This window comes from Methanoregula sp. PtaB.Bin085, from assembly GCF_002067035.1.
Lineage (GTDB): Archaea > Halobacteriota > Methanomicrobia > Methanomicrobiales > Methanospirillaceae > Methanoregula.
In genome coordinates this window covers 61,906-88,522 of the sequence record NZ_MVQB01000062.1, presented here as the reverse complement: position 1 = coordinate 88,522, position 26,617 = coordinate 61,906, and the positions used below count along the sequence as shown (strand labels likewise).

Here is a 26,617-nt window from a genome sequence, read left to right as displayed (position 1 = left end):
GCGGACCCCCCACCTCATGGCAGGGGGGTCGGATCATTTTGAAAAAATTTTGTGGGGGGGTCTCCCCGCCCGAATCAATAACGGGCGGAAAGGTGGGGGGTCCGATGCAAGCTCCATGAATACGCCGTCACGGCCAATCATGGACGCAACAATGCATACGAGGCATACACTCGGGCAGAGGTATTAAAACAGGCATGGGCCCGTCGTGATTCGAACACGAGATCTTCGCCGTGTGAAGGCGACGTCATAGCCAGCTAGACCACGAGCCCGCAATGCATCGACCGGGAATCGAACCCGGGCTATAGGCTTGGAAGGCCTAAGTCATACCTCTAGACCATCGATGCACTGTGCTCTACAATTTTGGGGGGGAGGAGTATTAAGTGTTACCTCAGCAGGTGAGACAGCGGTCATGGTAGCGATCACCGCACAATAGCCTGAAATACGACACGCCCATCGGCGGCCTGAAGTCTCCGAAACGTGTTCAGAAAACGTACCGGAAAAAATGATTGTCCGCTTTGTCTCATTTCCGGAAAGTCGTCAGACGTATTCGTCACGTTTACGCTTGACCGGAGTGTCTTTTTTCCAAAGGGTAATATCTCTCGAACGGTCAAAATAGAACTTGGCCTCTTCCGGCTTTCCCATCTCCTTGAAGCAGACGCCAAGGTGGTTCCAGGCACTCGCATTGTTCGGCATCTGGTTTACTACCATTTTAAACGTCTGGATAGCGGAATCGAGGTATTTGTTGCTCATGTACATGACCCCGATTGTTTCGAGTGTCTCCCCCAGATTGAAGAGGTATTCGGGATTGTCCGGAGATAATTCGACAGCCCGTAACAGGGATTTCAGGGCATTGGTATGATCACCCATCTCCCGGAAACAGGTCCCCCGTTCATTCCATACATGCGCCAGTTTATTATCCGCCTCGAGTGCCTTATCGAACTCGGCAATCGCCTCGGCGTGTTTCTTCTCCTTGACGTACAGGATTATACCGTCCTTGAAATGCGATGAGGATTTCCCGAGGATCTTGCCAAACAGCCCCCCCTTGGATTTTTTGGGTTCGGTAAACGAAGCTTCAGCAACCTGTGAAGCTTCATCAAGCCGTGAATCGCGGACAATAACGTCGCTGAAGGTTGTGGTCACGTCACGGATAGTACCAACGGATGCAATGAACTGGCCCTGGCTGTCATAGACCGGCATTGCTTTCATCCAGAGCGTCCATTCCCCTCCATCCTTTTTTTGTCCGCGGATAACAGCAATAACCGGTCCCTTCGGGACCCTGCTGACCAGCATGTATTTCTGGCGTTTGATCTCTTCGTCGGATTCAAAAACGAGATTGACGAGCATCTTTTTCCTTGTCCCGAAAAATGGCTCGGAATAGATATTGTCACCTTTTCCCATCATTGCAGTGGCAGGAACGTCGGTCAGCTGTTCCATGGAATCGTTCCATGCAACAACCTTTCCGTCGCGATCTACAGCAAAACTCGCATCAGAGGAGAAGTTGATCATATCAGCGATGATACGCTGGGTCGTTCCAAGAGCCCTGCCAAGGGAACTTCGTTCCATTGCTCTTTTGACCATGGTCACCAGTTCGCGGAACTGGTGACGGGGGTCCTCCCCTTTTTTTAAGAGGAAATTTGCACCATTGTTCAGTGCTTCGATTGCGGTGTGTTCCCCCCCGCGACCGGTAAAAACGATGATAGGCGTGGTATCCCCGTGTTTCCGCAGGATCTTCAGGAATTCAATGCCGTCAATCTCCGGCATATCGTAATCAACAACAATGACATTGAAACTCTTCTGCGCGAGGGTTGCCAGGGCTTCCTTGGCGGACTGGGTAGTCTGGACAGACATCTCCCGCGATCGTTCGGCCATCAGCTTAATGACCTCGAGAAGGGAAACGTCATCGTCGATGAGGAGAACGGAGGCTGGTTCGGTATTCATTCCCTACTATCTGACTGAGTGCCCGGAGATATAATATAAGCGGTTTGAATGTTCAGAAGATACACCTGCCGGAAATGCCGGTTTTCTGCGTTTGGGCAAAATACGAGCAGAATCCCGGGAAGATGGCATCCCGGTGCACAGGTATTCAATGTGCAGATACCCGCTGGAATGAATCAGTAAAAAAGGTTAATATCCTCTGATTTCGGCTTCGACCTTCTCGAGATTCGCAATTCTCTTCTCGAGCGGCGGGTGGGTTGATGTCAGTTCCCGGAGAAGACTTTTGGTCGATGCCGGGATAATAAAAAAGGTATTCGCGTTCGCGACCGGTTCCTTCACCTGATCCGGGAGAACATCGATCCTCCCGCTGATCTTATTCAGTGCTGAGATGAGTGCCCGCGGGTTCCGCGTAATCAATGCACTGCCCCGGTCTGCTGCGAACTCGCGGTACCGTGAAAGAGCCATAATCAGGAGCGTGCTTACGAAGTACACGATAATTGATACAACCCATACAACGATAACTCCCAGAATATTCCCTTCCCGGTTGTTTCCTCCGAATAGTGCAGAGAAGATAAAGCTCTGCATGATCATCGAGGAGATCATGGCGATGAAACTGGCAAGTGTCATCGTCAGGATATCCCGGTTCTTGACATGGGCAAGTTCATGGGCAAGCACAGCCTCAAGTTCGTCACGGTTCAGGAGGCGCATTATCGAATCGGTACATGCAATAACCGCATGGTTCGGGTTCCTGCCCGTGGCGAACGCGTTTGGTATCGGGCTTTGCATGATTGCGACTTTCGGTTTTGGAAGGTCTGCCTCTTTGCAGAGTTTTTCTACCATCCTGTGAAGCTCAGGGTATTCATCTTCTTCAACAATACGGGAGCCGGTTGACCACAGGACCATCCTGTCGGAGAAGAAGTACTGTACAAGACCCATCCCGACGGCAAGGAGGACAAGGAAGATGGTGCTGATACTCGGGAAGAGTACCAGGAGTATCGTCATGAACACGAGGTAGAGGAGTACTAATAACAGGCCGGTGAACCAGACCCGTGCGGTAAGACCCCAGTCACGTTTCCATTCCATAATTAGTACATGTTCGTACCGTGCACTCTTAAATCATTCGACGATTGCAATTCTCTGCGCGTATTCTCTCCCGATTCCGGGCAGTTAACCGGGACTGGCGGCAGATATCCGCTGAGATACGGACTTGTGGTGCTGAAGGATACCAAAACTATTTTTTTGCCAACATCGGAGTGGTACTCATGGATGAAGCCGATCCCGAAGCGCTGACCGATGTGGCATACGGCATCTTCGAGCATCTCCTGAACCGGAGCCTCCGTGCACAGGACAAGTACCTCTATGCACTGGTAGAAGGAGGAATCGATTTCAGGGCAGACCTTATGGCAATCCTGGAGAAATTCCGGGAGGAATATCCCCAGCTTGCACAAGCGCTGTCGCAACGGTTTTCAGATCCTGAAACCATATACACGATGCTCTGCAGCGGGGAAGGGGTCATCCCGACGAAGACAACCCAGATGTACTGGATAGTCCTGGATGCCCCGGGCAGTGCGCCCGAGGCAATTGAGGATGAGAATGCCGGAAAATGGCTGATCTTTCAGGATCCTGATCAGGTTGATGCAGCCTGGAAAAAGGTCAGGAACGCCACGGCAGCCGGCGAACTGGGGATCTCGGCAAAAGTCAGTACAGCCAAGCCCAACCCGGATTCCCGCGATAACCGGAAGGTCATCTATGTCTACACCCGCGACTGGGCGGACGAACCCGACGTCATGAGGGTACGGGAAAAGCTCCGCGAACTGGGTTTTGTTGACCGGATCGGGTACAAACGGAACCTTGAGACGTTTGCCGGGGAGTATGCCAAGAAAGGCAAACGAGTGACATATTACGCAGCGTGAAACCGGATCAACAGATTCCTGTTTTAAAAATCTTTAATCCGGTCAGGTCAATCTGCACCTGATAAATAAAAACGATGGTATGGAATCGAAAGGTTACGCTTTTCTCTCCTTGTTCTTCGGGCGCAGGTTCTGATAGCCGCACTTGCGGCAGGTGGTTGCGCGGATAGCATTGCGTGCATTACAGTGCATGCATATTTTTACGTTGAGGAGCCGGGCTTCGGCTTCCGGGAACTTTGCCATGTATGAAACACTCCTGTCTGCCCTTATACCAAAGCTGTAAGAGATATTAACCGTTTGCGTTATCCGGGGGATCGCGCTGAAACAAACCAGTCATGGAATAACGAAAGAGCACGGCCACGATGGGATATCCTGCTTTTTTCATCAAGAGAGATCTCGGCGAGGGTCATTGTCCCGATTTCAAAGATGGGATCATAGCCAAATCCGTTCTCTCCCCGGGGGCCAAAAGAGATTTTCCCCTCAAGGGTTCCGGTAAATACCTCGATACCGTTTGTATCGGCATAGGCGATTCCGGTAATGAACCTTGCTTTGCGATCGGAAACACCTTCCATCAGCCGGAGGATACCGGCATTGCCGATTGTATCCAGGACATATGCAGCATAGGGGCCGGGAAAACCTCCCAGCGCATCGATAAAAAAGCCGGTGTCATCGACAATGAGCGGGATTTTTAACTGACGGTATGCGTATTCAGCTTTTCCCCGTGCAATGTCTGCGACATCGCTTGAACGGTGTTCAGGAACCTCAAGCGCAATATGGTCCACCTCCAGCAACCCGCCGAAGAATGCTGCAACTTCTGCAGCTTTTCCTGCATTACCGGTCACCATCGTGATCTTCACAGGTAACGACCTCTCTGGCGGATCTCATATTCACGGTGTAGTACCGCTTCAGCGTCGTGAAAGGTCTCTTTGTATCCCTCAACGAATGCTGCCTTTAAGGATTCTGCACGATCGGGTGCTGTGCTTTCCAGCGTCTGGAAGAAGACATGGATATCAACGCCCTGCTGCTCGATCTCCTCAGTCACCTGTGCAAGGCCAAAATCGATCAATACGCATCTTTTGTCCTTTTTGCGGAGGATGAGGTTGCTTGTTGTCAGGTCGCCGTGCATGATTCCTGCAGTATGCAGTTTTCCCACGGTGATCCCTACTTCGCGGACGGTTGTTTCTGAAAGATTATCGGTCAGAAGGGTGCCACCGACATATTCCATGCAGATGGTATCAGTGGTGATATCACTCATGACAGGTGTAGGAACTCCTGCTCTCCGGGCTGCCGCAATCGTCCTGGCTTCTGCCCGTGTTCGTTCTGCTATCAGTTTTCGGTCAAGATCCGGCACCCGGTATCGTTTCGGGATACGGCGTTTCCCGGCAGTATTCCCGGTGATCGTGATCACAGCTTCCGCTCCCCTTCTCCAATATCGTGCATCGTCATGAGCCTGCCGGCGAACGTCATTTTGCTGAGTTTCGTGTTTCCATGTCACTTCAACCTCATCGGAGCGGAAGGAAGGATTGATCTGCGAAGTTTCGACCGAAAGACGTGCACCAGTGTCGAGCATCAGCTTTCCGGTATACGCAATCATGGCGCCATTATCACCGAGATACTTCTGTTCCGGGACGAAAAACAAGGCTCCGCGATCCTCGCACATCGTCCTCAGCATCTCCTGAAGACGCCGGTTCGCCCCGACACCGCCTACGAGGAGGACTTCGTTCTTCCCACTGAGGGACAAGGCCCGTTCGGTGACTTCAACGCACATGGCAAAAGCCGTTTCCTGGAGGCTGTAACAGACATCCTGCAGGTGAGCCCGACTCTCTTTTGCCGCGGATACCAGGCCGGAGAAAGCAAGATCCATTCCCTTCACGGTATAGGGAAGTTCGGTATATTTTCCCTGCTTTGCCAGTCTTTCAAGGTGGGGTCCCCCCGGATGCGGGAGATCTTTTGAACGGGCGAACTTATCGAGTGCGTTTCCGATACCGATATCGAGGGTCTCCCCAAAAACCCGGTACCTCCCGTTCAGGTACCCGATGACCTGGGTGTTTGCCCCGCTTGCGTACAGAACGACGGGGTCACGGCACCCGGTAGCAAAACACCCGATCTCGATATGAGCTACGCAATGGTTGACGCCAACCAGGGGAACATCCAGTGCCAGCGCCAGCGACCGGGCTGCGGTTGCAACGGTTCTCAGACAGGGGCCGAGTCCCGGCCCCTGCGAATATGCGATTCCGGTAATCTTGTGCGGATTCCCGAGTACTTCCCCGAGAACCTCTTTCATGACCGAAGCATGGTGCTGGGCAGCTTCCCTGGGGTGAATACCCCCCTGTGCCGGGCTGTAGGGTCGTGAAGCAAGGGTAATAAGATCCCGATCAAAAAGAGCGGCACTGAGGTTCCATGCTGTTCCCTCAATCCCAAGTATCTGCCCAAAAACAGGCATTGGTTGTTATTTTCTGAATTCTGTATATCCGCACTTGCCGCAGGTAGTCCGGTCCTTGTGGTCTGCCATCATGAAACCGGGTCCGCAGCGGGGGCAGTATTTCTTTGCGGTCGTTACCTTGGCGCCTTCGACCTTGAAATGGGCACCTCTCTTGGGTCCTTTTGCGGCTGCTTTCTTCGCTGCTGCCATGGTTATGCCGCTCCCTCTTCCTTGGGCTGGGGCACTCCGCGCGCTGCCAGGTGCGGGCGTTCGGTCTTGTTCCTGCTCTCCTCGTTGTCGTAGATGCGTGCGGAACCGGTGATTTCGGTCTTGCCAAAACTGCTGTGCAGCGTATCAAGGGTTATCTGGTGCTCCTTGATATTAAGCAGGGCGCAGATTTTGCCGATGATCTGCATGCGGGAGGGAGTTGCTCCGTCGTATTTGAGGGTAAACTGAACCTCTCTTCTGGATAAAAGTTCATTCCTTTTATCGCTGGTGATCTCAATGTCCATCGATATCCTGTAATCATTGGAAACCGGTATATTTAAAATATGACCCTGCCGGATAACCTGCCGGCCGAAGAGAAAAATGGAAATGGCAGTCCCGGCAACGCAGCAATCTTAATCTGTGCGGGTAAAATGGGAGAGAAGCCGTTTGGCGGTTTTGCGGGCTTCGTCGTCTATCGCGCGGAGCACGATTCCTTCGCCAGGCTGACCGTACAGAACGATGGCCCCATCCGGTGCGGTGAGAACCAGGGGAATGACTGCAAGGTCTTCTTCACCATCAACAACGATAGTTGACGGGGTGTTCCTGACCGCCAGTTCGAGGGCATGGATCAGGTCGTCGGTGATTGTGCCGGCAGGATTTTTTACCGCTATACACTCACCATGGACCGCAGGCATTTTCCTGCAGGGAGATCGCATGGTGTAACCGTCCACAATGGCGACATCCGGCCGAACCCCTTTTTTTTGCAGGTTGTGGGTAACAACATCCCCTACCGTGTAGACAATCTTACCCCCGATCAGGGGAATAACCTCATCTATTGATCGGCACAGTATGCCGAAGGGTTCCTTGAAGAGCCTGCGGTGCTCTTCCGGTAGTATGAGCATCAGCGGACCTTCAGGGCGTAACGGCCGGGGAGCTTGATATTCATCCTTTTTGCGACCTCTGAAGTCTCCGGATCGATTATCACGAGGTAGCCCGACCAGTCCTCACTCAGGTTTGACGTGCCGCAGACGACACAGCTTTCACCATCAACCACGCGGTGGCAGTCACGGCAGACTTTGCCCTGTTTCTTCTTATTCGCCGGCGGCATGGTCCTTCCTCCTGCTCTTTGCCTTGTCAGGCGCCTTCTCCCTGACGGAACCCGCCGGCTGGCCGGCGTTCTCTTTCTCCTTGTTCATCTCTTCTTCGAGCCAGAGCGCAGTCCCAAGACCGGCCTGTCTCATCGTCAGCCCTATCTTGCTGTCGCGGGGCTCCCGCTCGTTCAGGGAAAGGGTGACAACCCGCACGCGGACAATGTCCCCAACGCCGATGTATCTCTTCGATTCCTGACAGATGAGACGGGCATTTTTTTCATCGTAGTTGATGTACTCATCCGATATCTGGCTTACATGCAGCATCGCGTCGATCGGACCAAGGCTGACGAACGCGCCAAAGCTGGTCGTTTCGACAACAAGCCCTTCGATGACTTCCTGCAGGGCGAGACGGAGGACCATGGCCTCGAACTTCACGTCGTAATATACCCCTCCGTCCCCCGGAACAAGTTCTCCTTCACCGACATCGTGGACTTTTGTGATACAGATGAAGATCCCGATCTCCTTGTCAATACTTCCTTCGAGCTGCTCCTGGAGGACATCCAGGATCACTTTCTCCAGCTTCTCTCCCAGCCGCTGGGGGGGCACCCGAACCTTGTCTTCAAGCATCAGTTTGTGATACATTTCCGCTCTACCTCCGCAATAACTCCAGTTTCTTCTGTTTTCTCATTGATATTACACCGATCCCGCGTGCATACAGTTCATCCCGTAAACGACGGTCATTGGTGACAACCAGGCATCCGTTCCGTACTGCATAATCGACAACCTGTTCATCGACGGTTCCGGGTTTCAGATCCTTATCCTCGGCAACAGTACACCTGCTGCCTATGGTCAGGCCCATCCGTGCCGCGGCCCCCGTCTGCCCTTTCTCCCGGGAAATGCCCTCCAGTTCGTTCATAACCCGTTTCAGCACAAGCGGTTCATATCCCCCGACAAGCGCGCGAAGCTCATCAAAGAGATCGATCTGATACTGTGCCGGCATCATGAGTGCATTTGCGTCAAGGAGAATCTTTATTCTCCCAGTACGCCCATCCCGATCAGGCGCCAGCGTGCTCCCACCTGCCGGCTGATAGCAATCCGTGACCCCGTTTCAGCACATACGGGCCGCTTCAGTACGATCTCAACATGATCCTTTTTCGTGTTGCTGACAACGCCGACGGTTACCGCGGTTCCGACTGAAAGCATCAGGGGTTCTGAATGTTTCAGTGGTTCGATGATAAGTTCGCTTGTCGCACCGACAACCCGTTCCATCAGGGTAACACTGCACCGGATCTTATCCCACACCGGCGGAAGTTTTCCCTCGTGCCCGAGAACCTGCCCGGCGAGCGCATCGCTCTTGGTGAGTGCCGGGTCCAGTTTTGTCCCGATACCGAGCAGGCCCCCGGGGGTTGCCTCGTCAACTTTTTTGGATCCGGCGTTTATCGAGGTGATTGTCGTGACGATAGGGATCCATTTTATCCGGTTCTCGACCTGAGTCTGCCTCCCGGGCCGTATCTCAATTTTCTCATCGGCATGGAGAATGCCCCGGATAAGCGATCCTCCTACGACCCCTCCCTTGACATCCTTCCAGTTGCATCCGGGTTTGTTCACGTCGAAGGAACGGGCAATAAGCATGACCGGTTCTGCATCGGGATCACGTTTTGGCTCGGGGATCGTCTGATCCAGCGCCTCGACAAGAGCCCCGATGTTGATACCCTTTTGAGACGACAGGGGGATGATTGGTGCATTTTCTGCGATTGTTCCTTTGACAAATGCTTTAATTTCCTGGTAATTGTCAATCGCTTCTTTCTGGCTGACAACATCGATCTTGCTCTGGACGATAACGATATTCTTTATACCGACCAGTTCAAGTGCCATGAGATGTTCTTTTGTCTGCGGCTGCGGGCATTTCTCGCTCGCTGCAATTACCAGCATCGCACCGTCCATCAGCGCGGATCCCGACAACATGGTTGCCATCAGGGTTTCATGTCCCGGCGCATCGACAAAGGATATGGATCGGAAGGGTGTTCCTTTCCCCCCGCACACCGGGCAGTCCGGTTTTGTTGAGAACGCATCAGGGCCCTCGCATTTCCCGCACCGGTAGAACGTTGCATCGGCATACCCGAGACGGATAGAGATACCCCTCTTTACTTCTTCACTGTGCCGGTCTGTCCATGTCCCGGTGAGCGCGTTCACGAGCGTTGTCTTGCCGTGGTCAACGTGACCGACAACTCCGATATTGACACTGGGGATTGTCACATCATGCAAATGAAATCGAACCTCCTTACCGCGAAAAGATGGCCGGTCTGGCCACCTTGCCATGAATATTTATTGTTTTGGCCCTGTGGGATGCCGTGATACCACCAGATCCCACCGTGTTCCGGCCGATAGCTGATAATCATATTGCGCGCCTTATACATAAATTCAATCCAGAACTCCACATTTTCTTATCCTGAATGTCGGTCAAACCACGGAAATGCCCGGTTATTGCGCCGTTTGTTGATCCCCGGCACACCTGCCGGTTGTTCTTTTGGAAAAAACCAGAACTTCTTTTTAACGGTTCAGAAAAAAGGTAAAAATGAAGAAGAATTCGCCAAAGCTTTGCCGGTGTATCAGCCCCCGCCCTCACAGCTCTGGTCGATATTCTTCAATGCGTCCTGGAGACCGCTGCCCGATGCGAATTCACGTTCCCGTTCAATCACTTTTTTGGCATCTTCAATGGTCGATGAGACCGTTTTTTCAGTTCCTGTTACCGGGGAGAGCTGGTCGATACGGTACAGGAGATGGGTGCTGTCAAGTTCGGCAAAGGTTTCCCCCCTGATCTGCTCGATATGAAGGATTTTACCTGTTGTCCCGGTCTTTGGATAACGGACTCTTGTCCCAAGAGCTATCTCATCCGCTGACATACCGGAGAATGATTGTTTCCTTCCGATATATTTTTTGTCTGGATTCGACCCTGGTAAAAAAAGCGATCGTGATACAAAAGAAATTACTGGATTGTCAATCCCCCGGACACCGCCGATTCGGGTACTTCATACTCTTTCCCGGTCCCGGTGATGGTATATTTTCCCGTGGTTTTCACACCATAGGGATTTCCTGTCGTCGGGTAGGGAACGATGAATTCACCATTGACACTTGCCTGACGGTAGGTGAATGTTCTCCCGGTGTTGGTGATGAGAGGTACTTCAATGATGCCTTCACCTTTGATATGGGCCCCTTTCACATATTCGAAGACTTTCACATACCTGACATCCACACCGGTCTTGACATCGAATACATTCGTTGGTGATTCATGGACAAGTCGGTAATGCTGCAACGCAGGAACGGTATCGATCGGGCGCACGATATCGGACGTTGAATCCGGGTTCAGGACGACTGCATGCTTTGCGGGATTCGTGGAATTGAGGTTATACTGCAGGGCCAGGAGTCTCGCTTCTGCCGCATCCATTTTTTTAATTGTGGTAATAAGCGGGTAGTACGCTGAAGTGATGGAAGGGTCCGAATATTCAATATAATATGCAACGGTAGGGGTTCCCATCGAACCATCGAAATTATGGAGACGGGAGATGGTTGTCATATAATACTCCTGCTTATTGAGCCGGGCAAGATCGGCACTATTGGGATTATCATTACGCTGGAGGATCATGATCATCTGGTAGGGATCCGTGGCAAGAGTCGCGTTGTTCCATGTGGACATGGCCCAGAATTTTCCGGTGTCCATTTCAATATCCGTTACGATATACCGGGTGCCGATACGGTCAAGGATGGCATTTGCTGCATCTTCACTGGTTGACATGAAGTATGCAGCTGCCCCGTCAGAACCTGCAACCCCCTGCTGGAACGGATTGGCATTGGGAATGCGTTTTGCAATGAAGGTTATGAGGTGCCCGTAGTCCCACCAGGACATAATACCATACGATCCTGCAGGATATTCAAACGATTTCCGGTCGTAAATTTTCAGGTAGTCGACACCCGTTTCCGGTGTATTGTTTCCCAGCCATTCCATCGATTCCCGCCAGTCCGCGTTCATCCTCGTTGAGATGGCCACAGAACTTGTGTAACTATAGGAAACCGAGGTGTAGGCAAAAAGCAGGGAGAGCCCGATGGTGATAACAAGAATTCCCACAAGGGGATAATTGATTGTTGTGTGGCGCGATACGGCTTTATGACTTTTTTTCTGCTTCTTTGCCGTGGCCCCCGGAGCAGGTACATTCTCTTTCCCTGCCCCTTCGTCGTGATGGGAGGATGCCCCGGACATAAGGTGCCTGATATCCGGCAGTCCCCGGGTAAAAATATATGTTACACAGACTGCAGCGAGCAGGGCGACATTGATGGCAAGATAATACTCGTACCTGACATGCTGCCACGTGGAAAAGAACATGACGATAGACCAGACCAGGGCAAAGACCTGTTCGGGATGTTCGTTATGGAGGTTCTTGTATATCATCACGAGGATACCGCCGGCCATCAGGAGGAGACCGTAGTTGAACGTATGCCATGCCATGTCCAGCGCCCACCCGCGGGCTTCCTGAACGGTCTCGGTGACCGGAGCCTGGCCGAAGAATGAGAAGAGATCGTAAATCAGGAGTGTATACAGTTGCGGGATAGCCAGGTACAGGAATAGTGCAAAAGCGAGTCCGCATCCTGCAAGTGCAACAGGATAATAGATTTTCTCTCTCTCTTTCAGGTAAATCTGCAGGAGATACAATATGCCCGTCCCGATGATCATCCCGAGATATGCGATGATGTGGCCGACTGAGTACGTCGAAAGATCGATGCCCGGATTTTTAAATCCAAAGACCAGCATGCCGATGATTGCAATGATGAAGATCGTGATATTGATGAGAAGCAGGTACTCGCTTGATCGACCGCGCCAGACATCGATGATGAACTGGATAACGGTAAAAATCCCGGCGATCATCGCGAAGAGGATCATGGTCGGCATTGTCAGGAGACCAAGGAGGTATGCAATTCCTGCAAGGCCGGAGACCAGCAGGAGTGATTTGTAGGATCCGGGATTTTTCAGATCTATGTGCGACCCTTTCTCTGTCAGGATCGCATACATATAGAAAAGACAGAATAACGTTGAAAAAAGGGCTTCTGCAATGTGGTGGTCCATGTACCCGTAATGGGAACGGTAAAAGAACTGCCCTGTGATAATTGCGAGAAATCCCGCCGACATGACCCCCGTTTTCCAGTCGCCGCAGGTTTTTCCGACAAAGTACATGAGGGCGATCGTAGCCACTGCCATGAGCGGCGGGATGAGAAGACCAATGCTGATGATCTCCGTCCGGGTTGACGCGCCTGTCAGAAGACAACATATTGCAATAACGGTGGGAAACAGAGGACCCCAGTAGATCGGAGACCCGTGCGGGTAATTCGTCATCGGGTCAAACCATGCATACTCCGGGAAATTTGCGAGTATCTGCTCAACCTGCCGCAGGTTATAGAGCGGATCGTCGCTTGCCACGAGCATCAGGACATCGGTATTTCCGCTGACAAGCATGGGCAGGAGGCGGAGCCAGAGGGCGAAAAGGCAAAAAAATGTAACGAGACCGACGATGATATAGAAACGCCGGCTTTTAAAATCAAGTGTTATCATGGAACCTACCTTTTGTGGTAAGTACGTTTCAGCTGGGACCATTAATAAATTTGGATAATGGTATCAGACGAGACTTTGTAGGAGATCTTCGAATTGGCAGGCCTTCTCTTTCCAGCTGTACTTTTCAAGGTTGATACTGAACGTTCGGGGATTCTTCATCAATGACCGTATCTGTGCGATGTACTCTTCCTGTGTTTTATACACGAAAAGGTTGGGTCCTCCGATACGGGCAACATCCGGTATTGGTCTCATAACGATAGGTTTTCCGCAGGCTGAATATTCAAAGAACTTGTTCGGGAGTGCAATATCCCCCCACTGGGGGGGAGACAAGGGGATTGTACAGACATCCATGCAGGCAATATACCGGGGAAGTTCGTGGTATGGTTTCGTCCCGGTGAAGATCACCCGGTCGGTAACACCGAGGTCCCGTGCAAGGTTTTCAAGTTCATGCCGGTAATCGGTGAACAGGGATCCCCCGATAACCAGGAGCCGGGTCCGGGGATGGCAGCGGATTAGTTCCGGAAGTGCCCGGATCATGTTATCGATGGCATACCAGCGTTCCACACTTCCCGAGAAACCAATAACAAATTCATCCGCACCAATTCCGAGCTCAGCCCGTGCCGTGTCTCCGCTCATTGGCCGGAACAGGCCGGTGTCAACGCCATTGGTGATAAGACCTGCCGTAAAGCCCAGCCTCCCGAGTTTTTCAACAAGCGAGGGAGAAACCGTCGTGATGCGATCGCTGTCTGCCAGGTTCCGTTTCGTTATCTCCCAGACTGTCCTCCTGACCAGGCCCTGCATCAGCCGGTTCTTGAAATAGGCTGCTGCTGAGTCGGGGAACCAGTCCTTGAGGTCAAAAACGAGCGGCACCTCATATCTCTTCGCTGCACGGATTACCGCGGAACCGGCAAGGACATGAGCAGCAACGACCGCATCGAATCCCTTGTCTCGGAGGAGATTGTTAAAAACAAGGTAATGATACGGTGTATTCAGGGTATAATGGAAGAGAGGGCTTTGTAACGGGAACTGGGTCGCCTCCTCAACAATCAGCCGGGTTGGTCTCGTTTCCCCGCGGCTGACATGGAAATGGGCAACATGAACCTCATGACGCTCTGCCAGTTCTTCAAAAATATAATGATGACGCGAGGGAATCGGATGGTGGATGTAATCCTGGGTTGAAACAAGGAGGATCTTCATGGCAGAACTGGTCCGGATCTTTCACGATCTCGTCAGGTGAATGGATTATTATTCTCCTCTTTTTCGCATCTCTTCCGGAAGATCCCTGATCCTCGCAGGCGATCCAATGGCCATCGTATGATCCGGAACATCGCGGGTAACAACAGAACCGGCTGCAACAAACGCACCTTCACCGATACATATCCCGGGAAGGATCGTGGTATTTGCTCCGATAGCCACCCCGTCTTTAATCGTTGGACCGATGAGAGGTCCGGAGGAGGGAGGATACCGATCATTGGTCAGGACAGCATTCGGTCCTATGAAAACATGATCACCTATCGTTGTATTCGTAGGGATATAGACCATACTCTGCAGGCTGACACGGCTGCCTATTGTTGTATTCCCGTCAATGACCGTTGCCGTCCCGACAATGGTCCGGTTACCAATACGGGTTTTCTCGCGGATCACGCAATTATGGCCGCTCTGGAAATCATCCCCGATGATGACATCGCAGTAGATTATTGTTCCCGGCCTGAGAACGGCGTTGCGTCCGATCGTTGTACCCCGATAATCGCTTCTGCCGATATTTTCCCGGGAGGGAAACCCTATCGTCACCGGTTCGAATACCTGCACGCCTTGTCCTACCTGGTTGATACCATATTCTCTCATTCGACTGTCACGCTCTTTGCAAGATTTCTCGGTTTGTCGACATCCCTTCCGAGGGCTACCGCTGTATGGTACGCAAGGAGCTGCTCGATGACAAGACACGTGAGGATCTGGGTAAATAAGGGAGTATTCGGGACAGCGATAAAGAGGTCAACAATATCCGGAAGCTCCCTGTCACCGGTAACCCCGATGGCAATGACCGGCGCCCCACGCGCCTTCATCTCCTTGATATTCGAGATCATGACCCCATAGGTATTGCCGGGCATGCAGAGTGCAATGACCGGGGTTTCCGGGGAAAGCAGGGCAAAAGGTCCGTGTTTGAGTTCACCTGCGGTGTATCCCTCGGCATGGATGTAGGAGATCTCCTTCATCTTCAATGCCCCTTCAAGGGAGACCGGGTAAAATGGTCCGCGCCCTACATAAAAGATATTCTGTGCCTTCTCACACACCCTGACAGCCTCGCCGAGATCCATGAGCAGGATCTCTTCGACAGCCTTGTGTGCCTGCAGCAGTATTTCATCACATTTCCTGTCTGAAATCCTGTTGACAATCTGCATCAGGATTGCGAGCTGCGCAACAAATGATTTCGTTGCCGCGACACTGATTTCCGGTCCGGCACGCATGAACAACGTGGTATCGGCTGCCCGCGTGATGCTGCTCCCCAGTACATTTGTTATCGCGAGGGTATGACAACCGGCACTTCGGGCATACTTCATGGCCGCCAGGGTGTCGGCCGTCTCGCCGGACTGGGAAATCCCGACGACAAGTCCTGAAACCGGCGGGGGGAAATACTTGAATTCGGATGCAAATTCCAGCCGGGCCGGAATACCCGCAATCTCTTCGAGAAGGTACTTGAAAATCAGACCTGCATGATACGAGGAGCCGCAGGCAACGACCGTCACCGATGATGCCCGAAGAACTTCTTCTGGCAGCGCCGCGGGATCCATCGAACGGATGGTATTATAGAATGCCAGGGGCTGCTCGTAGATCTCCTTCAGCATATAATGGGCAAATCCGCCTTTCCTGACATCCTCAAGCGACCAGTCAATAAGTTCCACCGGCCGGGATACGGGTTTGCCATGGGAGTAGATCTCGACGTTTTTCCTTGAAAGGGATACCGTATCCCCGTCTTCAAGGTAAACTGCCCGCTCGGTGAATTCTATGACCGGGGTCATATCCGATGCCGCAAAAAACTCTCCGTCCCCGATCCCGATAACAAGGGGGCTCGCGTTCCGGGCTGCCACGATCCGGTCTTCGCCGGCAGCAAGGACAAGGATTGCGTACGATCCTTCAAGCCGGGGGATAACGGCCTGAACGGCAGCCAGCAGGTCGGGTTTTTTTGCATACTCCTCCTCAACGAGATGGACGATCACCTCGGTATCGGTCTCTGACCGGAATGTATGCCCCCGCGACTCAAGCTCCCGTTTCAGGGAGGCATAGTTCTCAACGATCCCGTTATGGACAAGTGCGATCGTTCCGCTGCAGTCGGTGTGGGGATGGGCATTCCTGTCACTGGGCACCCCGTGGGTTGCCCAGCGGGTATGGCCGATACCTGCTTTTCCTTTGAGCTGTGCAGCCGAACCACCCTTCTCTGATATACGTCCCTGGTGTTTGGCGATATCAATACCGGCACCCGCAGTCGCAACGCCAAAGGAATCATAGCCCCGGTATTCGAGTTTTTTAAGGCCTTCGATAATAAGGGGGGCTGCATCTCTCCTGCCAATGTACCCGATAATGCCACACACGTTATATCACCAGGGATCCGTCCGGTACGATACGGGAGGAGATACGTGCCTGGCTTTCGATCGTTACATTATTTCCGACGATACTGTTCTTGAATACCGTGAACGGGCCGCTGGAAACATTATCCCCGAGAACCGCACCGAACTCCGACCGGATGGCATGCCCTTCGAATTCCATGAGACCGGGAGCGGTGGTAACCGATGTATGATCACCAAGGCTGCACCGTTCGCCAATAACACTGTCCACGATCCGGGAATGCGATCCGATTGTGGAATCATCCATGATTATCGAATCACCCACGATGGAGAATGGATTCAGGCTGACACGCGAGCCGATGCTCGTGTCGGGCAGGATCACCGTGTTTGGCCCGATCTCGCAATTATCTCCAATAACAACGGGACCGGTAATAACCGTGTTCGGGCCGATTCTCGTTCCCTTTCCAATGCTGACCTGTCCCTGGATGATGGTCTGTCTGCTTGCGGTGCCTTCCCGTGCTTTCGGTATGTTTTTCAAAAGGCGCCTGTTCATTTTTACCAGGTCCCAGGCAAATATGGCATCCTGCCAGTCATCTGCCGGAACAGCCCGGACAGGTTCTCCGGCCTGGATCATTCCCGCCACGGCATCGGTTATATCGGTTCCCCGGATATAGGAGAAGAAGCTCTTTTTCAGGGAACAGATGCCCGTACTCACCATGAAACTCGGGGAATGTTCTGGCTTTTCCACGATATCGGTCACGAGGCCGTTATTCATGAAAACGACCCCGAAATTCGAGGGACTGGGGTGTTCCTTGACAAGGACAGCGTTTGTCGTATCGCGGATACGGGCGATGGACCGGGGGTCGATATAATTATCGCCCGGAAGGACGAGGAAATCTCCTTTGATCAGTGATTCTGCGCACTGGAGAGCGTGGGCCGTGCCAAGTTGTTTTTCCTGGACCACAACTTCAACCGGGACTTCGAGCCCGTTTAAAAACCGCGTCACCTGTTCCTTGCGGTATCCTACGACAACGATAATGTCACGGATACCGTTTTTCAGAAGTGCATCGATCACATATTCAATGATAGGGCGGTTTGCCACCGGGATCATTGCTTTCGGCCTACTCCTGGTGAGCGGCCGGACCCGGATTCCTTCCCCTGCTGCAAGAATAACTGCCTGCATTGTGTTACCTACCGGATACTTGCATTGTCTCCAATACATCCTTCAATGAATGAGTTCGGCGCGAACTGTGCGTTACTGCCGATCACAGCCCCGACATTGATGGAGCAGTTGATCCCGAACTGGACGTTGTCACCGATGATCGCACCGAATTTCTTCCTGCGAGTATCTTTCCCGCATACCCTGACGTTCGCGTGGTCATGCCGGAGATTTGCCCCCTTGGTGCCTGCACCGAAGTTACAGTGAGTGCCGATAACCGAATCGCCGATATAGTTGAAGTGAGGGACTTTTGTTCCCGTCATGATGATAGAATTCTTGATCTCCGTACAATACCCGATATGACAGTCATCACCGATGCTTGTCGACCCCCTGATATATGCATGGGGTCCGATCCGGCAGTTGTTCCCGATTATGCAGGGGCCCTCGATATATGTTCCGGACCTGAGAATACTGCCTTCCCCGACCTGGACCGGGCCTTTGAGTGTCACCCCGTCTTCAACGGTCCCGGCAATACTTCCGGGATTTTTCTCCATCAGGATTGCGTTCGCGTCGAGCATATCCCACGGATACCCGACATCCATCCAGTACGGGAGCCGGTATGTCCCGAGCTTCCGTTCTGCGATCAGCCCGGCAAGGGCATCCGTAAGCTCGAGTTCGCCCCTGGCCGAGGGTTTCACCCTGTCAACGAGGTCGAATATATCCAAAGAGAGGAGGTACAGCCCCGCATTGATGAGGTTGGATTTCGGGTGGGGTGATTTCTCTTCAAGTGATATGACCCTGTCATCGCTGACGAGCACAACGCCATAATCCCCCGGGTGATCTGTCGTACTGATACCCATACACGGGGCAGGGCGTTGAATGAAGTCTGCAATATCGGCATGGTTCAGGATCATATCACCGTTCATCAGGAGGAACGGGCCGGTCACCAGATCCCGGACGGACCTGACAGCATCTGCCGTTCCCTGCTGGTGTCGCTGGGCGGCATACGTTATCCTGATCCCGAAGCGGGAACCGTCGCCGAAATGTGCCCGGATCTCCCGTTCCCCGTATCCTACGACGAAGATAAAATCGCTGATCCCGGCATCCCGCGTCGCGAGAACCAGATGTTCCATCATCGGCCGGTTCGCCAGCGGGAGCATCACTTTCGGACGTTTCGCCGTGAGGGGGCGCATCCGCTTCCCCTCTCCTGCGGCGAGAACGACACATTCCATACCTACAGCTCTTCCTGCAACATTTAAGGGGTTTTCCCCTTCTGAATACGTTCCTTCCCCATGGTCAGGAGTTCTTTCGCCTTTGCGGGTGTCTTACCTTCAGCGGTAATCCGGATCTTGGGCTCGGTACCACTTGCCCGGATCAGGTACCATCCATCCTCCCCGCTCATGCGTATACCATCCGTCGGGCTGGAAGCGCCGAGCGATAGAAGGATGTCCCGGGCATTCTCACAGTGATACGACTCCCGTATCAGAGGGTATGATGGTATTTCATCGATTTCCTGTGCAATATCCCATTCAGAAGACATTTCACAAAAGAGGGTCGCGGCAAAGGGCCCGTCAGGACAGTATGAGATTTTCGGGAAGATCCAGGCACCGGATGGTTCACCCCCGAAATCACCCCATTTCAGGAGTTCTTCCGATACATAGGCATCGCCAACCGGTGTCCGCCGCACCTCCGCCGTGTCCTCGATAATCATCGATGCGTCGCTTGTCGTTACAACCTGTTTTGCACCCAGATATCGTGCAAAGAGCACAAGAAGGTGATCCCCGCTGATATACCTGCCCCTGTTATCGAATGCCATCATGCGATCGGCATCGCCATCGTGGACAACGGCACAGCGTGCACCGGTTTTTTTCACGATTTCCCCAAGATACGAGACATTCTCTTCCAGGGGTTCGGACGGGCGTCCGAAATGTCCCGACGGATTGCAGTTGATACAGGTTGTCTTCACGCCCGCATCCGAGAGAAGAGACGGGGTGAGCGTACTTCCTGCACCATTCCCGCAATCCAGGACAGCTGATCCGCCGTGAGGGATATCCACGCCGTCAAGTATCGCCTTTATATGGGGGGTGATGGCATCAAATGTGTGTTCATGCCCCTGGTGTTTCCAGTCCGTCCAGTGACAGGCGCCGAGCAGCTCTTCTGTCTCTGCCTGTTGTTTTTTTGTGAACGATGACCCGTCCCTGTTGAACAGTTTCAGCCCGTTGTAGTCTTCCGGGTTATGGGATGCAGTTATCATGCAACCGGCCTGCGCCAGCCGGGAACAAAATGCCACGGTCGGGGTTGGAACAATCCCTGCAGACCTGACAGATCCTCCGGACCCGAGAATTCCGGCAGTAACCAGATGTGCAAGAATGGGGCTGGTTGTCCGGGTATCTATACCAACGATTATATCAGGAGAACCGGATCCCAGGACAGAACCGGCCTTCAGGGCGATATCAGCAAGATTCAGGTTATATTTACCCCGTATTCCCGAGGAGCCGAACAGCATGCAACATCATTGGTTCTCTGTCTAAAAAGAGTTTTATCCCTGAAAAGATGGCAGAGGATTCCGGAAGAACGGATCTCATGAAGATCTGCCGTACGGGCACCAGTGTTCAATCTGGTGGATCCGGCATATCCCGGCAACGGATGGTCCGATACCGACGATTCTCTTCTTTTCCCGGTACCGTTCGATGAGGTTTCCGGTTCCTGAAATGACCATACCATCCCCCCCGATCAGGATGATATCGGCATGTTCCGGATCCGGGACGATCTGCCCTCTGAAGTGATCTCCGAATGCCGGAATTTCTCCGACAACGTATACCCTCCGGTTCCCGATATACGGCCGAAATTCTGCAAGACAGGCTGCGTGGGATGACTCCGGGCATGCATGGAGCACCCGTGACAGGCAGAAAAAGCCGGTGACAACATTGATGATGGCGGATGCAGCACCCCTCGTTGCCGGGGTATCGAGCGGGGCATCGTACATGAAAGAAATCCTTGTCCGCGCCCTGATGGGATCGAATGTTACAAAATCCGCAGTTCTTCCTCCGAATGATGCAGTCATGCACGCACCTTTCTCAAACTGGCAGTTCACAGCTTTTGGATTCACATCAAGAAGGACATCCCCCTCCCCGCACCCCCCGTGTTCCAGGAGTTCCCGAATCTTCAGTACCGAATCCCGTATCAAATCCATGGTTATTCCTCCAGGTGTTGTATAAGGACGACCCGGGCAGGCGCACCGTCAAGACCTTCAAGCCGGAGCGGGAGCGCCACCATCTCATAATCCCCTTCCGGTACTCCCGACAGATCAAGCACTTCAATGATGAGACATCCCTTTTCCAGGAGTTGCCGGTGCACGGAACCATCGCATTCGAACGATTCAATGGAGGGGGAGTCGATCCCGATGCATTCCACCCCGGCATCCGTGAGCAGGAATGCCGCATCGAGAGCAAGCGAAGGATATGCATTGGTAAAGGTATCCATACCTGAAAACCGTGTTTTAAGCAGTATCCGCGTTGCTCCCCGAATCATTCCCCGGAGATGAGCCGCCGTGATGAGGGATCCCGCCCCGCTCACATCGATGACCCGGCACCCGCCCATCAGGTTCCTGAGCGGGACGGTGTCAATGGTATCGCCGGATTTAAGATAATGTGCCGGTGCATCGATATGCGTTCCGGTATGGGAGCTCAGGTGCAGGTCGCTGATGAGATACCTGCCATGATCCGACTGGCTGAAGGACGGGATGATATCCCCGGGAAACACGAGCATCCCCTCTTTCAGTGGCCGGGTGATGTCGATGATTTTCAATGGTTTCAATTCTCCCACCCGTACCGGCCGATAAGCGGTACAAACCGTACCCCCCCGTAGTACTCCTGCCTGCAATTGCCCCCCTTTTTATGGAGGATGACCAGATCCTGGATGTCACGGCCGCCAATGGGTGCAACCAGGATCCCTTCCTCGGCAAGCTGTTCAATCACAGGCCGGGGTACGGCAGGTGCTGCTGCGGTGATGATGATGCCGTCATAGGGAGCATGAGCCGGATAGCCGAGAGTGCCATCGCCCTCGATGACCGTGACATTGCTGATGCCAAGAGAATTCAGGTTTCTTCGCGCGAGATCCGCAACAGCTGCAATGCGCTCGATGGTGGTCAGCTTCCGTACAAGCAGGGAAAGTACCGCAGCCTGGTACCCGCTTCCTGCACCGATCTCAAGGACATTATCAGTAGCTTTCGGGCGGAGCAGTTCCGTCATAAGCGCAACGATGTATGGCTGGGATATAGTCTGCCCGTTGCCGATCGGGAGCGGATTATCATCATATGCTGACCGATCGTAGGGAGGCGGGATAAAGAGGTGGCGGGGGATCTCCAGCATTGCCCCGAGCACGCGTTTGTCGCGGATGCCCCGGGCTGCGATCTGGCGTTCCACCATGATCCGTCGTTCTTCAGCCCGGGGATATGCTTCCATACTGTTTCAGAAACCTGATTTTTCCGCCACATCGATGGATGCATCGATCTGCTGCTGCAGCGCCTCGGGAAGGCCGCTGATCTTCACATCGAGGAATCCACGGATGATCGTTGACGTTGCCTCGTCCTCGTCAAGCCCGCGCGACATCAGGTATTCGATCTCGTCCTTGGCAATCTTCCCTACAGCCGCTTCGTGGGAAAGTTCCGTGCCGACAACCGAGCCTTCGATCTCCGGTATCGCGTACACGACCCCGTCCTGCAGGATCAGGCCCTTGCATTCGAGGTGTCCGCGGGTGCCGGCAACCTTGCCGTTGATATGGCCCCGTGAGATGATGGTACCGCCCTTCGTTATGGCACGGGTGATCAGTTCGGCGCTCGCTCCGGGTGCCTCGAGAACTGCCCGCGATCCGAGATCCATATGGGATCCCGGCGTGGAGATGACGATACTGCTGAACCGGGCAACGGAGTTCGCTCCCTTTAAGGTTGCAGTCGGGTACATCTGGACCTTCTTCACCGGCTGCATGCAGACGTAATTCGAGAGGAACACGCCGTTTTCCTCGACGATCGAGGCGCTCCGGGGATAGACTTCGATTTTCTCGCTCCAGTTGTGTATCATCGTGAAGCTGATCTTGGCATTCTTCTTAACGTAAAATTCCGAGATCCCGTAATGAGCGCCACCTTTGCCAACATGCTCCCCGCTCGTGCAGCCGGAGATGATATGAAGCTCCGCACCCTCCTCGGCGATGACGATATTGTGGACATGCTGGATCTGCTCGCGCCCGAGGAAAAGGCATGCCTGGATCGGGAAGATGTTGTTCGATCCCTTGTGGGCGATAATAACGTATCCCTTTGGCTCCTTCTGTGCTGCAACGTACCTGGTGATATCATCCTTTTCAGGAGAGACGACCTTCCACGCATACTCCTTGATCCAGTCATACTTTTCCATCGCCTTTTTGTATGACAGGACCTCGATCCCCTCCTGCGAGCACTCGGACTGGACGATGTCCTGGTCCATCTGGAGGTAGCTGCCGCACCGGTTCTTCATGGAGAGGTCGATTCCCGACTGGGCGAGGCGGTTCTGGTCGGCTTTCGACAGGTTTGGGACTCTTACTGGTTCCGGCATTCCATACACTCCCTGTACCCGCGCTGCTTGATGTCCTTTAAGATCTCCCGGGGGTTCCCGTGGCAACGGATCTGTCCCTCGCACATCACATGCCCCTTGTCGGCATCGAGGTAATCGAGGATATATCCCGTGTGCGTGATGACGAGCCCGCATTTCTTCCGTTTCGCAAGGTGCTTGTCCTTCTCGAGCAGCGCCCCGATGTTGGTACCGATGAGGGAGATGTTCTCCAGGTCGACGCCGCTCTCCGGTTCGTCGAGCATGATGAAGTCCGGGTTCTGGATCATCAGCTGCAGCACCTCGCTGCGCTTGATCTCCCCGCCGGAGAATCCCTTGTTTATATCGCGTTCGAGGAACCTGTCCATGTGGACGGTCTTTGCCAGTTCCGGTATGTTCTCCTGTTTTGTCTTGGAGATGGCGGAGAGCATCTTCCCGAGTTTCAGGCCGGAGATGGTAGGGGGGCGCTGGAAGAGCATCCCCATCCCCCGTTTCGCACGCTCGTTGGAATGCATCCGGGTCACGTCCTCGCCCTTGAAGGTGATCGTCCCTTTGGTTATAGTATACGTGGAGAACCCCATGATGGTCATTAAGAGGGTGGTCTTCCCCGACCCGTTGGGGCCGAGGAGGACATGGGTCTCCCCTTCGTTGATATGGAGGTTGATATCGCGCAACACTTCCTTGTCGCCGATATTCACGTGGAGGTGTTCGATATGCAGCATAGTACTACCGAAGAATGTATGGCGACTGCGGCATTAAACGCTTTTCAACGGGACATACCTGGTCGTATAACGCGGCGCGGGCCGGGAAGTTGGAGAAGGTTGGCAGGTTGTGCGCCGGGCATGGCAGGTTGGTTGGTAGCATGTTAGCAGGTTGGTCCGGGAGTGCCAGCGGTTCCAGCGTAAGTAACCATAGCGCATACTTAATGGATCTAAGGATATACTGGGTGCTTTCAATCGCGACCCGATTTGCAGATCAAAATCGGATCGCGATTGATCCGGATCGGTTTTTCAATCGCGATCGTGATCGCGATTGCGATCTGAAAATCGGGATCCGGTTTTAAAATGAAAACCGGGGATCGATTTTGATCTCAAAATCGAGGATCGATTTTCGTACGAAAATCGGGTTCCGATTTTGCGTTCCGTCTGTACTTTTTATCTGAGAACTGCTTTTCAATCGCGGATCGATTTCAAAATGAGAACCAGGGATCGATTATGAGATCAAAACCGCGGATCGATTTTCGTACGAAAATCGGGATCCGGTTTTTTAATCTCCAACGGGAATCCTTGGTCGTCAGTACATAAAAACGCACAAAACCAGCATTTGGTTCAGACAGCACGAACAGGCACCCTTTTACTCCTGTGCGGTAATGTGTACCCGGGATTACCGCGATGAAACCGGAGAAGGTCCGGGACAAGGAAGGAAAGGCCAGGATCCGGAAGGGATCCAAAGAGGCAAAACACACCTTCCGGTCTGAGGAATCACCCGCGTTATCTCCGTTCATCAACAAAATTATCTGCGGCGATGCCCTGAAAGTCCTTGACCATATCCCGGATCAGAGCATCGACCTGGTCGTCACGTCCCCCCCCTATAACTTCGGCCATTCATATGCCCAGGACCCCCACGACGATACCCATGAATGGAACGAGTATTTCGGGAACCTGCATGCCGTGTGGCGCGAATGTGTGCGGGTCCTCAAGCCGGGTGGCCGCATCGCGGTCAACGTCCAGCCACTCTTCTCGGATTATATCCCGACGCACCACATAATATCCCACCAGCTGGCCGATCTCGGGCTGCTCTGGAAAGCCGAGTTCCTCTGGGAGAAGAACAATTACAACGCAAAGTACACGGCATGGGGCAGCTGGAAATCACCCTCGATGCCCTATATCAAATACACTTGGGAATTCATCGAAGTATTTGCGAAAGAAACGCACAAGAAAAGCGGCAGGCGCGAGGATATCGATATCACAGCCGAGGAATTCAAAGAGTGGGTGCTGGGGAAGTGGTCGTTTCCTCCGGAAATCCGGATGAAGGATTATGACCATCCCGCCATGTTTCCCGAAGAGCTGCCCCGTCGGCTGATGAAACTCTTCTCGTACAGGAACGACATCGTGCTGGATCCCTTCAACGGTGCCGGGACGAGTTCCCTTGTGGCATACAAGCTTGGGCGCCGGTTCATCGGGATTGATGTGTCGCGCCAGTATTGTACTACTGCCCTTCAAAGGCTGGAAACTTCCTCAGGGGGAGTTGAAAGTTCGCCGAAGTATCCTGCCCCCGGGCTGATTGTCATTGAGGATTCCCGGTAGGGATCCCGATTTCCCGGAATATTTTCAGCATGAGCGGGAGACCGGAAAGCCGGACCCTGTTAATTGTGCTGTATAACCTCAGTGATATGTGCAATTGAATCAATAGTAAATGCGGGCTGTACCGGGGCCGCTTCAGCGGAATCGCGGCGGTACTTTCCTGTTCTCACCAGGATCCCTCTCATTCCCGCATGATACGCCCCTCCGATATCTGTCTGGATATCATCGCCGATCATAACAGCCTCGTCCGGACGGAGGTTCATGTCCTGAAGGGCAAGGCTGAAGAACGCCTGAGAGGGTTTTCCCATGACAAGGGCGGTTTTTCCGCTCGCATATTCGAGAGCCCTGACAACGGGGCCCGCTGAGAGGGACAGCCCGTCGGCAGCCATCCAGTACCGGTCATTCTCCAGCGCGAGCAGTTCCGCCCCGTCCATCAGGAAACGGAAAGCCGTGTTCATGCTGTCGTAGGTGACATTGTCGCCGGCATCTCCCACGACGACCCAGTCCGGTATCATCCCGGGTTCGTTTTTCTTCATGCCGGTAAAGTCCTTCTCGACATCGCCGGTTGCAAGAAGGTGGTAACCGGTTTTTCCGGTCTTTCGCATATGGGCAACTGCCGCAAGCGGAGGTGTGAAGATATGGTCAGCCGGAATATCGAATCCCATTGAAGAGAGGCGGGCTGCAATGGTCTGGCGGCATTTCCTGGTGGAATTGGACACACACCGGAAAACATACCCATGATCTATGAGGAATGCGATCGCCTCGCCAGCACCTTCAACCGGCTGGTTTCCTGTGTAAAGAACCCCGTCAAGATCGATGAGGAATCCCCGAACCTCTTTCATGAGTTCGATC

At 53.2% G+C, this 26,617-nt stretch carries 28 protein-coding genes and 2 tRNA genes; 2 read left to right on the top strand and 28 right to left on the bottom strand.

Features of this window, described 5'->3' with window-relative positions; genetic code table 11:
* Nucleotides 1–195: 195 nt before the first annotated feature.
* The 4 genes from A4E33_RS14150 to htpX form a co-directional block, all read right to left on the bottom strand.
* A tRNA-Val gene (locus A4E33_RS14150) sits at nt 196–269 on the bottom strand.
* Nucleotides 270–273: 4 nt separating this feature from the next.
* Nucleotides 274–344 (bottom strand) — tRNA-Gly (locus A4E33_RS14145).
* Nucleotides 345–537: 193 nt separating this feature from the next.
* On the bottom strand, nt 538–1,938 hold the full coding sequence (locus A4E33_RS14140; RefSeq protein WP_292349082.1) for a response regulator: 1,401 nt from the start codon (nt 1,936–1,938) through the stop codon (nt 538–540).
* Nucleotides 1,939–2,124: 186 nt separating this feature from the next.
* Nucleotides 2,125–3,018 carry a zinc metalloprotease HtpX gene (htpX, locus tag A4E33_RS14135; RefSeq protein WP_292349081.1) on the bottom strand — a complete coding sequence of 298 codons (894 nt, stop codon included), beginning with the start codon at nt 3,016–3,018 and terminating at the stop codon, nt 2,125–2,127.
* A 179-nt stretch (nt 3,019–3,197) separates the two neighbouring features.
* On the opposite strand from htpX, the gene A4E33_RS14130 reads away from it, so the two are divergent.
* Nucleotides 3,198–3,848: a putative phosphothreonine lyase domain-containg protein gene (locus A4E33_RS14130; protein ID WP_292349080.1), complete on the top strand. Its 651-nt coding sequence runs from the start codon at nt 3,198–3,200 to the stop codon at nt 3,846–3,848.
* Nucleotides 3,849–3,941: 93 nt separating this feature from the next.
* Here A4E33_RS14130 and A4E33_RS14125 read toward each other — a convergent pair whose 3' ends face one another.
* The 23 genes from A4E33_RS14125 to A4E33_RS14015 form a co-directional block, all read right to left on the bottom strand.
* Nucleotides 3,942–4,088, bottom strand: a complete 147-nt coding sequence (locus A4E33_RS14125; RefSeq protein ID WP_292349078.1) for a 50S ribosomal protein L40e — start codon at nt 4,086–4,088, stop codon at nt 3,942–3,944.
* A 59-nt stretch (nt 4,089–4,147) separates the two neighbouring features.
* Nucleotides 4,148–4,702 carry an RdgB/HAM1 family non-canonical purine NTP pyrophosphatase gene (gene rdgB, locus A4E33_RS14120; RefSeq protein WP_292349076.1) on the bottom strand — a complete coding sequence of 185 codons (555 nt, stop codon included), beginning with the start codon at nt 4,700–4,702 and terminating at the stop codon, nt 4,148–4,150.
* Entirely contained in the window at nt 4,699–6,288 is a 1,590-nt protein-coding gene (locus A4E33_RS14115) for a bifunctional N(6)-L-threonylcarbamoyladenine synthase/serine/threonine protein kinase (protein ID WP_292349074.1), read from the bottom strand. Before A4E33_RS14115 ends, rdgB begins: the two co-directional genes overlap by 4 nt.
* 6 nt (nt 6,289–6,294) lie before the next feature.
* Nucleotides 6,295–6,477: a 30S ribosomal protein S27ae gene (locus A4E33_RS14110; protein WP_292349073.1), complete on the bottom strand. Its 183-nt coding sequence runs from the start codon at nt 6,475–6,477 to the stop codon at nt 6,295–6,297.
* A 2-nt stretch (nt 6,478–6,479) separates the two neighbouring features.
* On the bottom strand, nt 6,480–6,779 hold the full coding sequence (locus tag A4E33_RS14105; RefSeq protein WP_292349071.1) for a 30S ribosomal protein S24e: 300 nt from the start codon (nt 6,777–6,779) through the stop codon (nt 6,480–6,482).
* Nucleotides 6,780–6,887: 108 nt separating this feature from the next.
* The gene (locus A4E33_RS14100) at nt 6,888–7,376 is read right to left on the bottom strand and encodes a GTP-dependent dephospho-CoA kinase family protein (protein WP_292349069.1); all 489 of its coding nucleotides are present in this window, start codon (nt 7,374–7,376) and stop codon (nt 6,888–6,890) included.
* Nucleotides 7,376–7,582 carry a transcription elongation factor subunit Spt4 gene (spt4, locus tag A4E33_RS14095; RefSeq protein WP_292349068.1) on the bottom strand — a complete coding sequence of 69 codons (207 nt, stop codon included), beginning with the start codon at nt 7,580–7,582 and terminating at the stop codon, nt 7,376–7,378. Before spt4 ends, A4E33_RS14100 begins: the two co-directional genes overlap by 1 nt.
* Nucleotides 7,566–8,207, bottom strand: coding sequence for a DNA-directed RNA polymerase (locus A4E33_RS14090; protein ID WP_292349066.1), 642 nt, complete (start codon nt 8,205–8,207; stop codon nt 7,566–7,568). The genes spt4 and A4E33_RS14090 overlap by 17 nt, the downstream gene beginning before the upstream one ends.
* A gap of 7 nt (nt 8,208–8,214) precedes the next feature.
* Entirely contained in the window at nt 8,215–8,592 is a 378-nt protein-coding gene (locus A4E33_RS14085; RefSeq protein WP_363054526.1) for a PIN domain-containing protein, read from the bottom strand.
* 2 nt (nt 8,593–8,594) lie between these two features.
* The gene (locus tag A4E33_RS14080; protein ID WP_292349065.1) at nt 8,595–9,830 is read right to left on the bottom strand and encodes a translation initiation factor IF-2 subunit gamma; all 1,236 of its coding nucleotides are present in this window, start codon (nt 9,828–9,830) and stop codon (nt 8,595–8,597) included.
* A gap of 344 nt (nt 9,831–10,174) precedes the next feature.
* A complete protein-coding gene (locus A4E33_RS14075; protein ID WP_292349064.1) occupies nt 10,175–10,468 on the bottom strand; it encodes a DUF2098 domain-containing protein in 294 nt (97 codons plus the stop codon).
* Between the two features lie 83 nt (nt 10,469–10,551).
* Nucleotides 10,552–13,164: an oligosaccharyl transferase, archaeosortase A system-associated gene (locus A4E33_RS14070; protein WP_292349062.1), complete on the bottom strand. Its 2,613-nt coding sequence runs from the start codon at nt 13,162–13,164 to the stop codon at nt 10,552–10,554.
* 63 nt (nt 13,165–13,227) lie between these two features.
* On the bottom strand, nt 13,228–14,361 hold the full coding sequence (locus A4E33_RS14065; RefSeq protein ID WP_292349061.1) for a glycosyltransferase: 1,134 nt from the start codon (nt 14,359–14,361) through the stop codon (nt 13,228–13,230).
* A gap of 48 nt (nt 14,362–14,409) precedes the next feature.
* A complete protein-coding gene (locus tag A4E33_RS14060) occupies nt 14,410–15,009 on the bottom strand; it encodes an acyltransferase (protein WP_292349059.1) in 600 nt (199 codons plus the stop codon).
* Complete coding sequence (glmS, locus tag A4E33_RS14055; protein ID WP_292349057.1) at nt 15,006–16,751, bottom strand: glutamine--fructose-6-phosphate transaminase (isomerizing); 1,746 nt, start codon at nt 16,749–16,751, stop codon at nt 15,006–15,008. Before glmS ends, A4E33_RS14060 begins: the two co-directional genes overlap by 4 nt.
* A gap of 1 nt (nt 16,752) precedes the next feature.
* On the bottom strand, nt 16,753–17,907 hold the full coding sequence (glmU, locus tag A4E33_RS14050) for a bifunctional sugar-1-phosphate nucleotidylyltransferase/acetyltransferase (RefSeq protein WP_292349056.1): 1,155 nt from the start codon (nt 17,905–17,907) through the stop codon (nt 16,753–16,755).
* Nucleotides 17,908–17,915: 8 nt separating this feature from the next.
* Entirely contained in the window at nt 17,916–19,115 is a 1,200-nt protein-coding gene (gene glmU, locus A4E33_RS14045) for a bifunctional sugar-1-phosphate nucleotidylyltransferase/acetyltransferase (RefSeq protein ID WP_292349054.1), read from the bottom strand.
* Between the two features lie 23 nt (nt 19,116–19,138).
* On the bottom strand, nt 19,139–20,389 hold the full coding sequence (locus tag A4E33_RS14040) for a phosphopentomutase/phosphoglucosamine mutase (RefSeq protein WP_292349052.1): 1,251 nt from the start codon (nt 20,387–20,389) through the stop codon (nt 19,139–19,141).
* Nucleotides 20,390–20,464: 75 nt separating this feature from the next.
* Nucleotides 20,465–21,076: a hypothetical protein gene (locus A4E33_RS14035; RefSeq protein WP_292349050.1), complete on the bottom strand. Its 612-nt coding sequence runs from the start codon at nt 21,074–21,076 to the stop codon at nt 20,465–20,467.
* Nucleotides 21,077–21,078: 2 nt separating this feature from the next.
* The gene (locus A4E33_RS14030; protein WP_363054487.1) at nt 21,079–21,699 is read right to left on the bottom strand and encodes a cyclase family protein; all 621 of its coding nucleotides are present in this window, start codon (nt 21,697–21,699) and stop codon (nt 21,079–21,081) included.
* A complete protein-coding gene (locus tag A4E33_RS14025) occupies nt 21,696–22,346 on the bottom strand; it encodes a protein-L-isoaspartate(D-aspartate) O-methyltransferase (RefSeq protein WP_292349049.1) in 651 nt (216 codons plus the stop codon). The genes A4E33_RS14030 and A4E33_RS14025 overlap by 4 nt, the downstream gene beginning before the upstream one ends.
* 6 nt (nt 22,347–22,352) lie before the next feature.
* Nucleotides 22,353–23,468, bottom strand: coding sequence for a SufD family Fe-S cluster assembly protein (locus A4E33_RS14020; RefSeq protein ID WP_292349047.1), 1,116 nt, complete (start codon nt 23,466–23,468; stop codon nt 22,353–22,355).
* Nucleotides 23,453–24,184: an ABC transporter ATP-binding protein gene (locus A4E33_RS14015; RefSeq protein WP_292349045.1), complete on the bottom strand. Its 732-nt coding sequence runs from the start codon at nt 24,182–24,184 to the stop codon at nt 23,453–23,455. The genes A4E33_RS14020 and A4E33_RS14015 overlap by 16 nt, the downstream gene beginning before the upstream one ends.
* A gap of 669 nt (nt 24,185–24,853) precedes the next feature.
* Between A4E33_RS14015 and A4E33_RS14010 the strand changes: the two genes are divergently transcribed.
* The gene (locus tag A4E33_RS14010) at nt 24,854–25,768 is read left to right on the top strand and encodes a site-specific DNA-methyltransferase (RefSeq protein ID WP_292349043.1); all 915 of its coding nucleotides are present in this window, start codon (nt 24,854–24,856) and stop codon (nt 25,766–25,768) included.
* Nucleotides 25,769–25,827: 59 nt separating this feature from the next.
* On the opposite strand, the gene A4E33_RS14005 is transcribed toward A4E33_RS14010, so the two are convergent.
* On the bottom strand, nt 25,828–26,607 hold the full coding sequence (locus A4E33_RS14005) for a TIGR01458 family HAD-type hydrolase (RefSeq protein ID WP_292349042.1): 780 nt from the start codon (nt 26,605–26,607) through the stop codon (nt 25,828–25,830).
* Nucleotides 26,608–26,617: the final 10 nt, after the last annotated feature.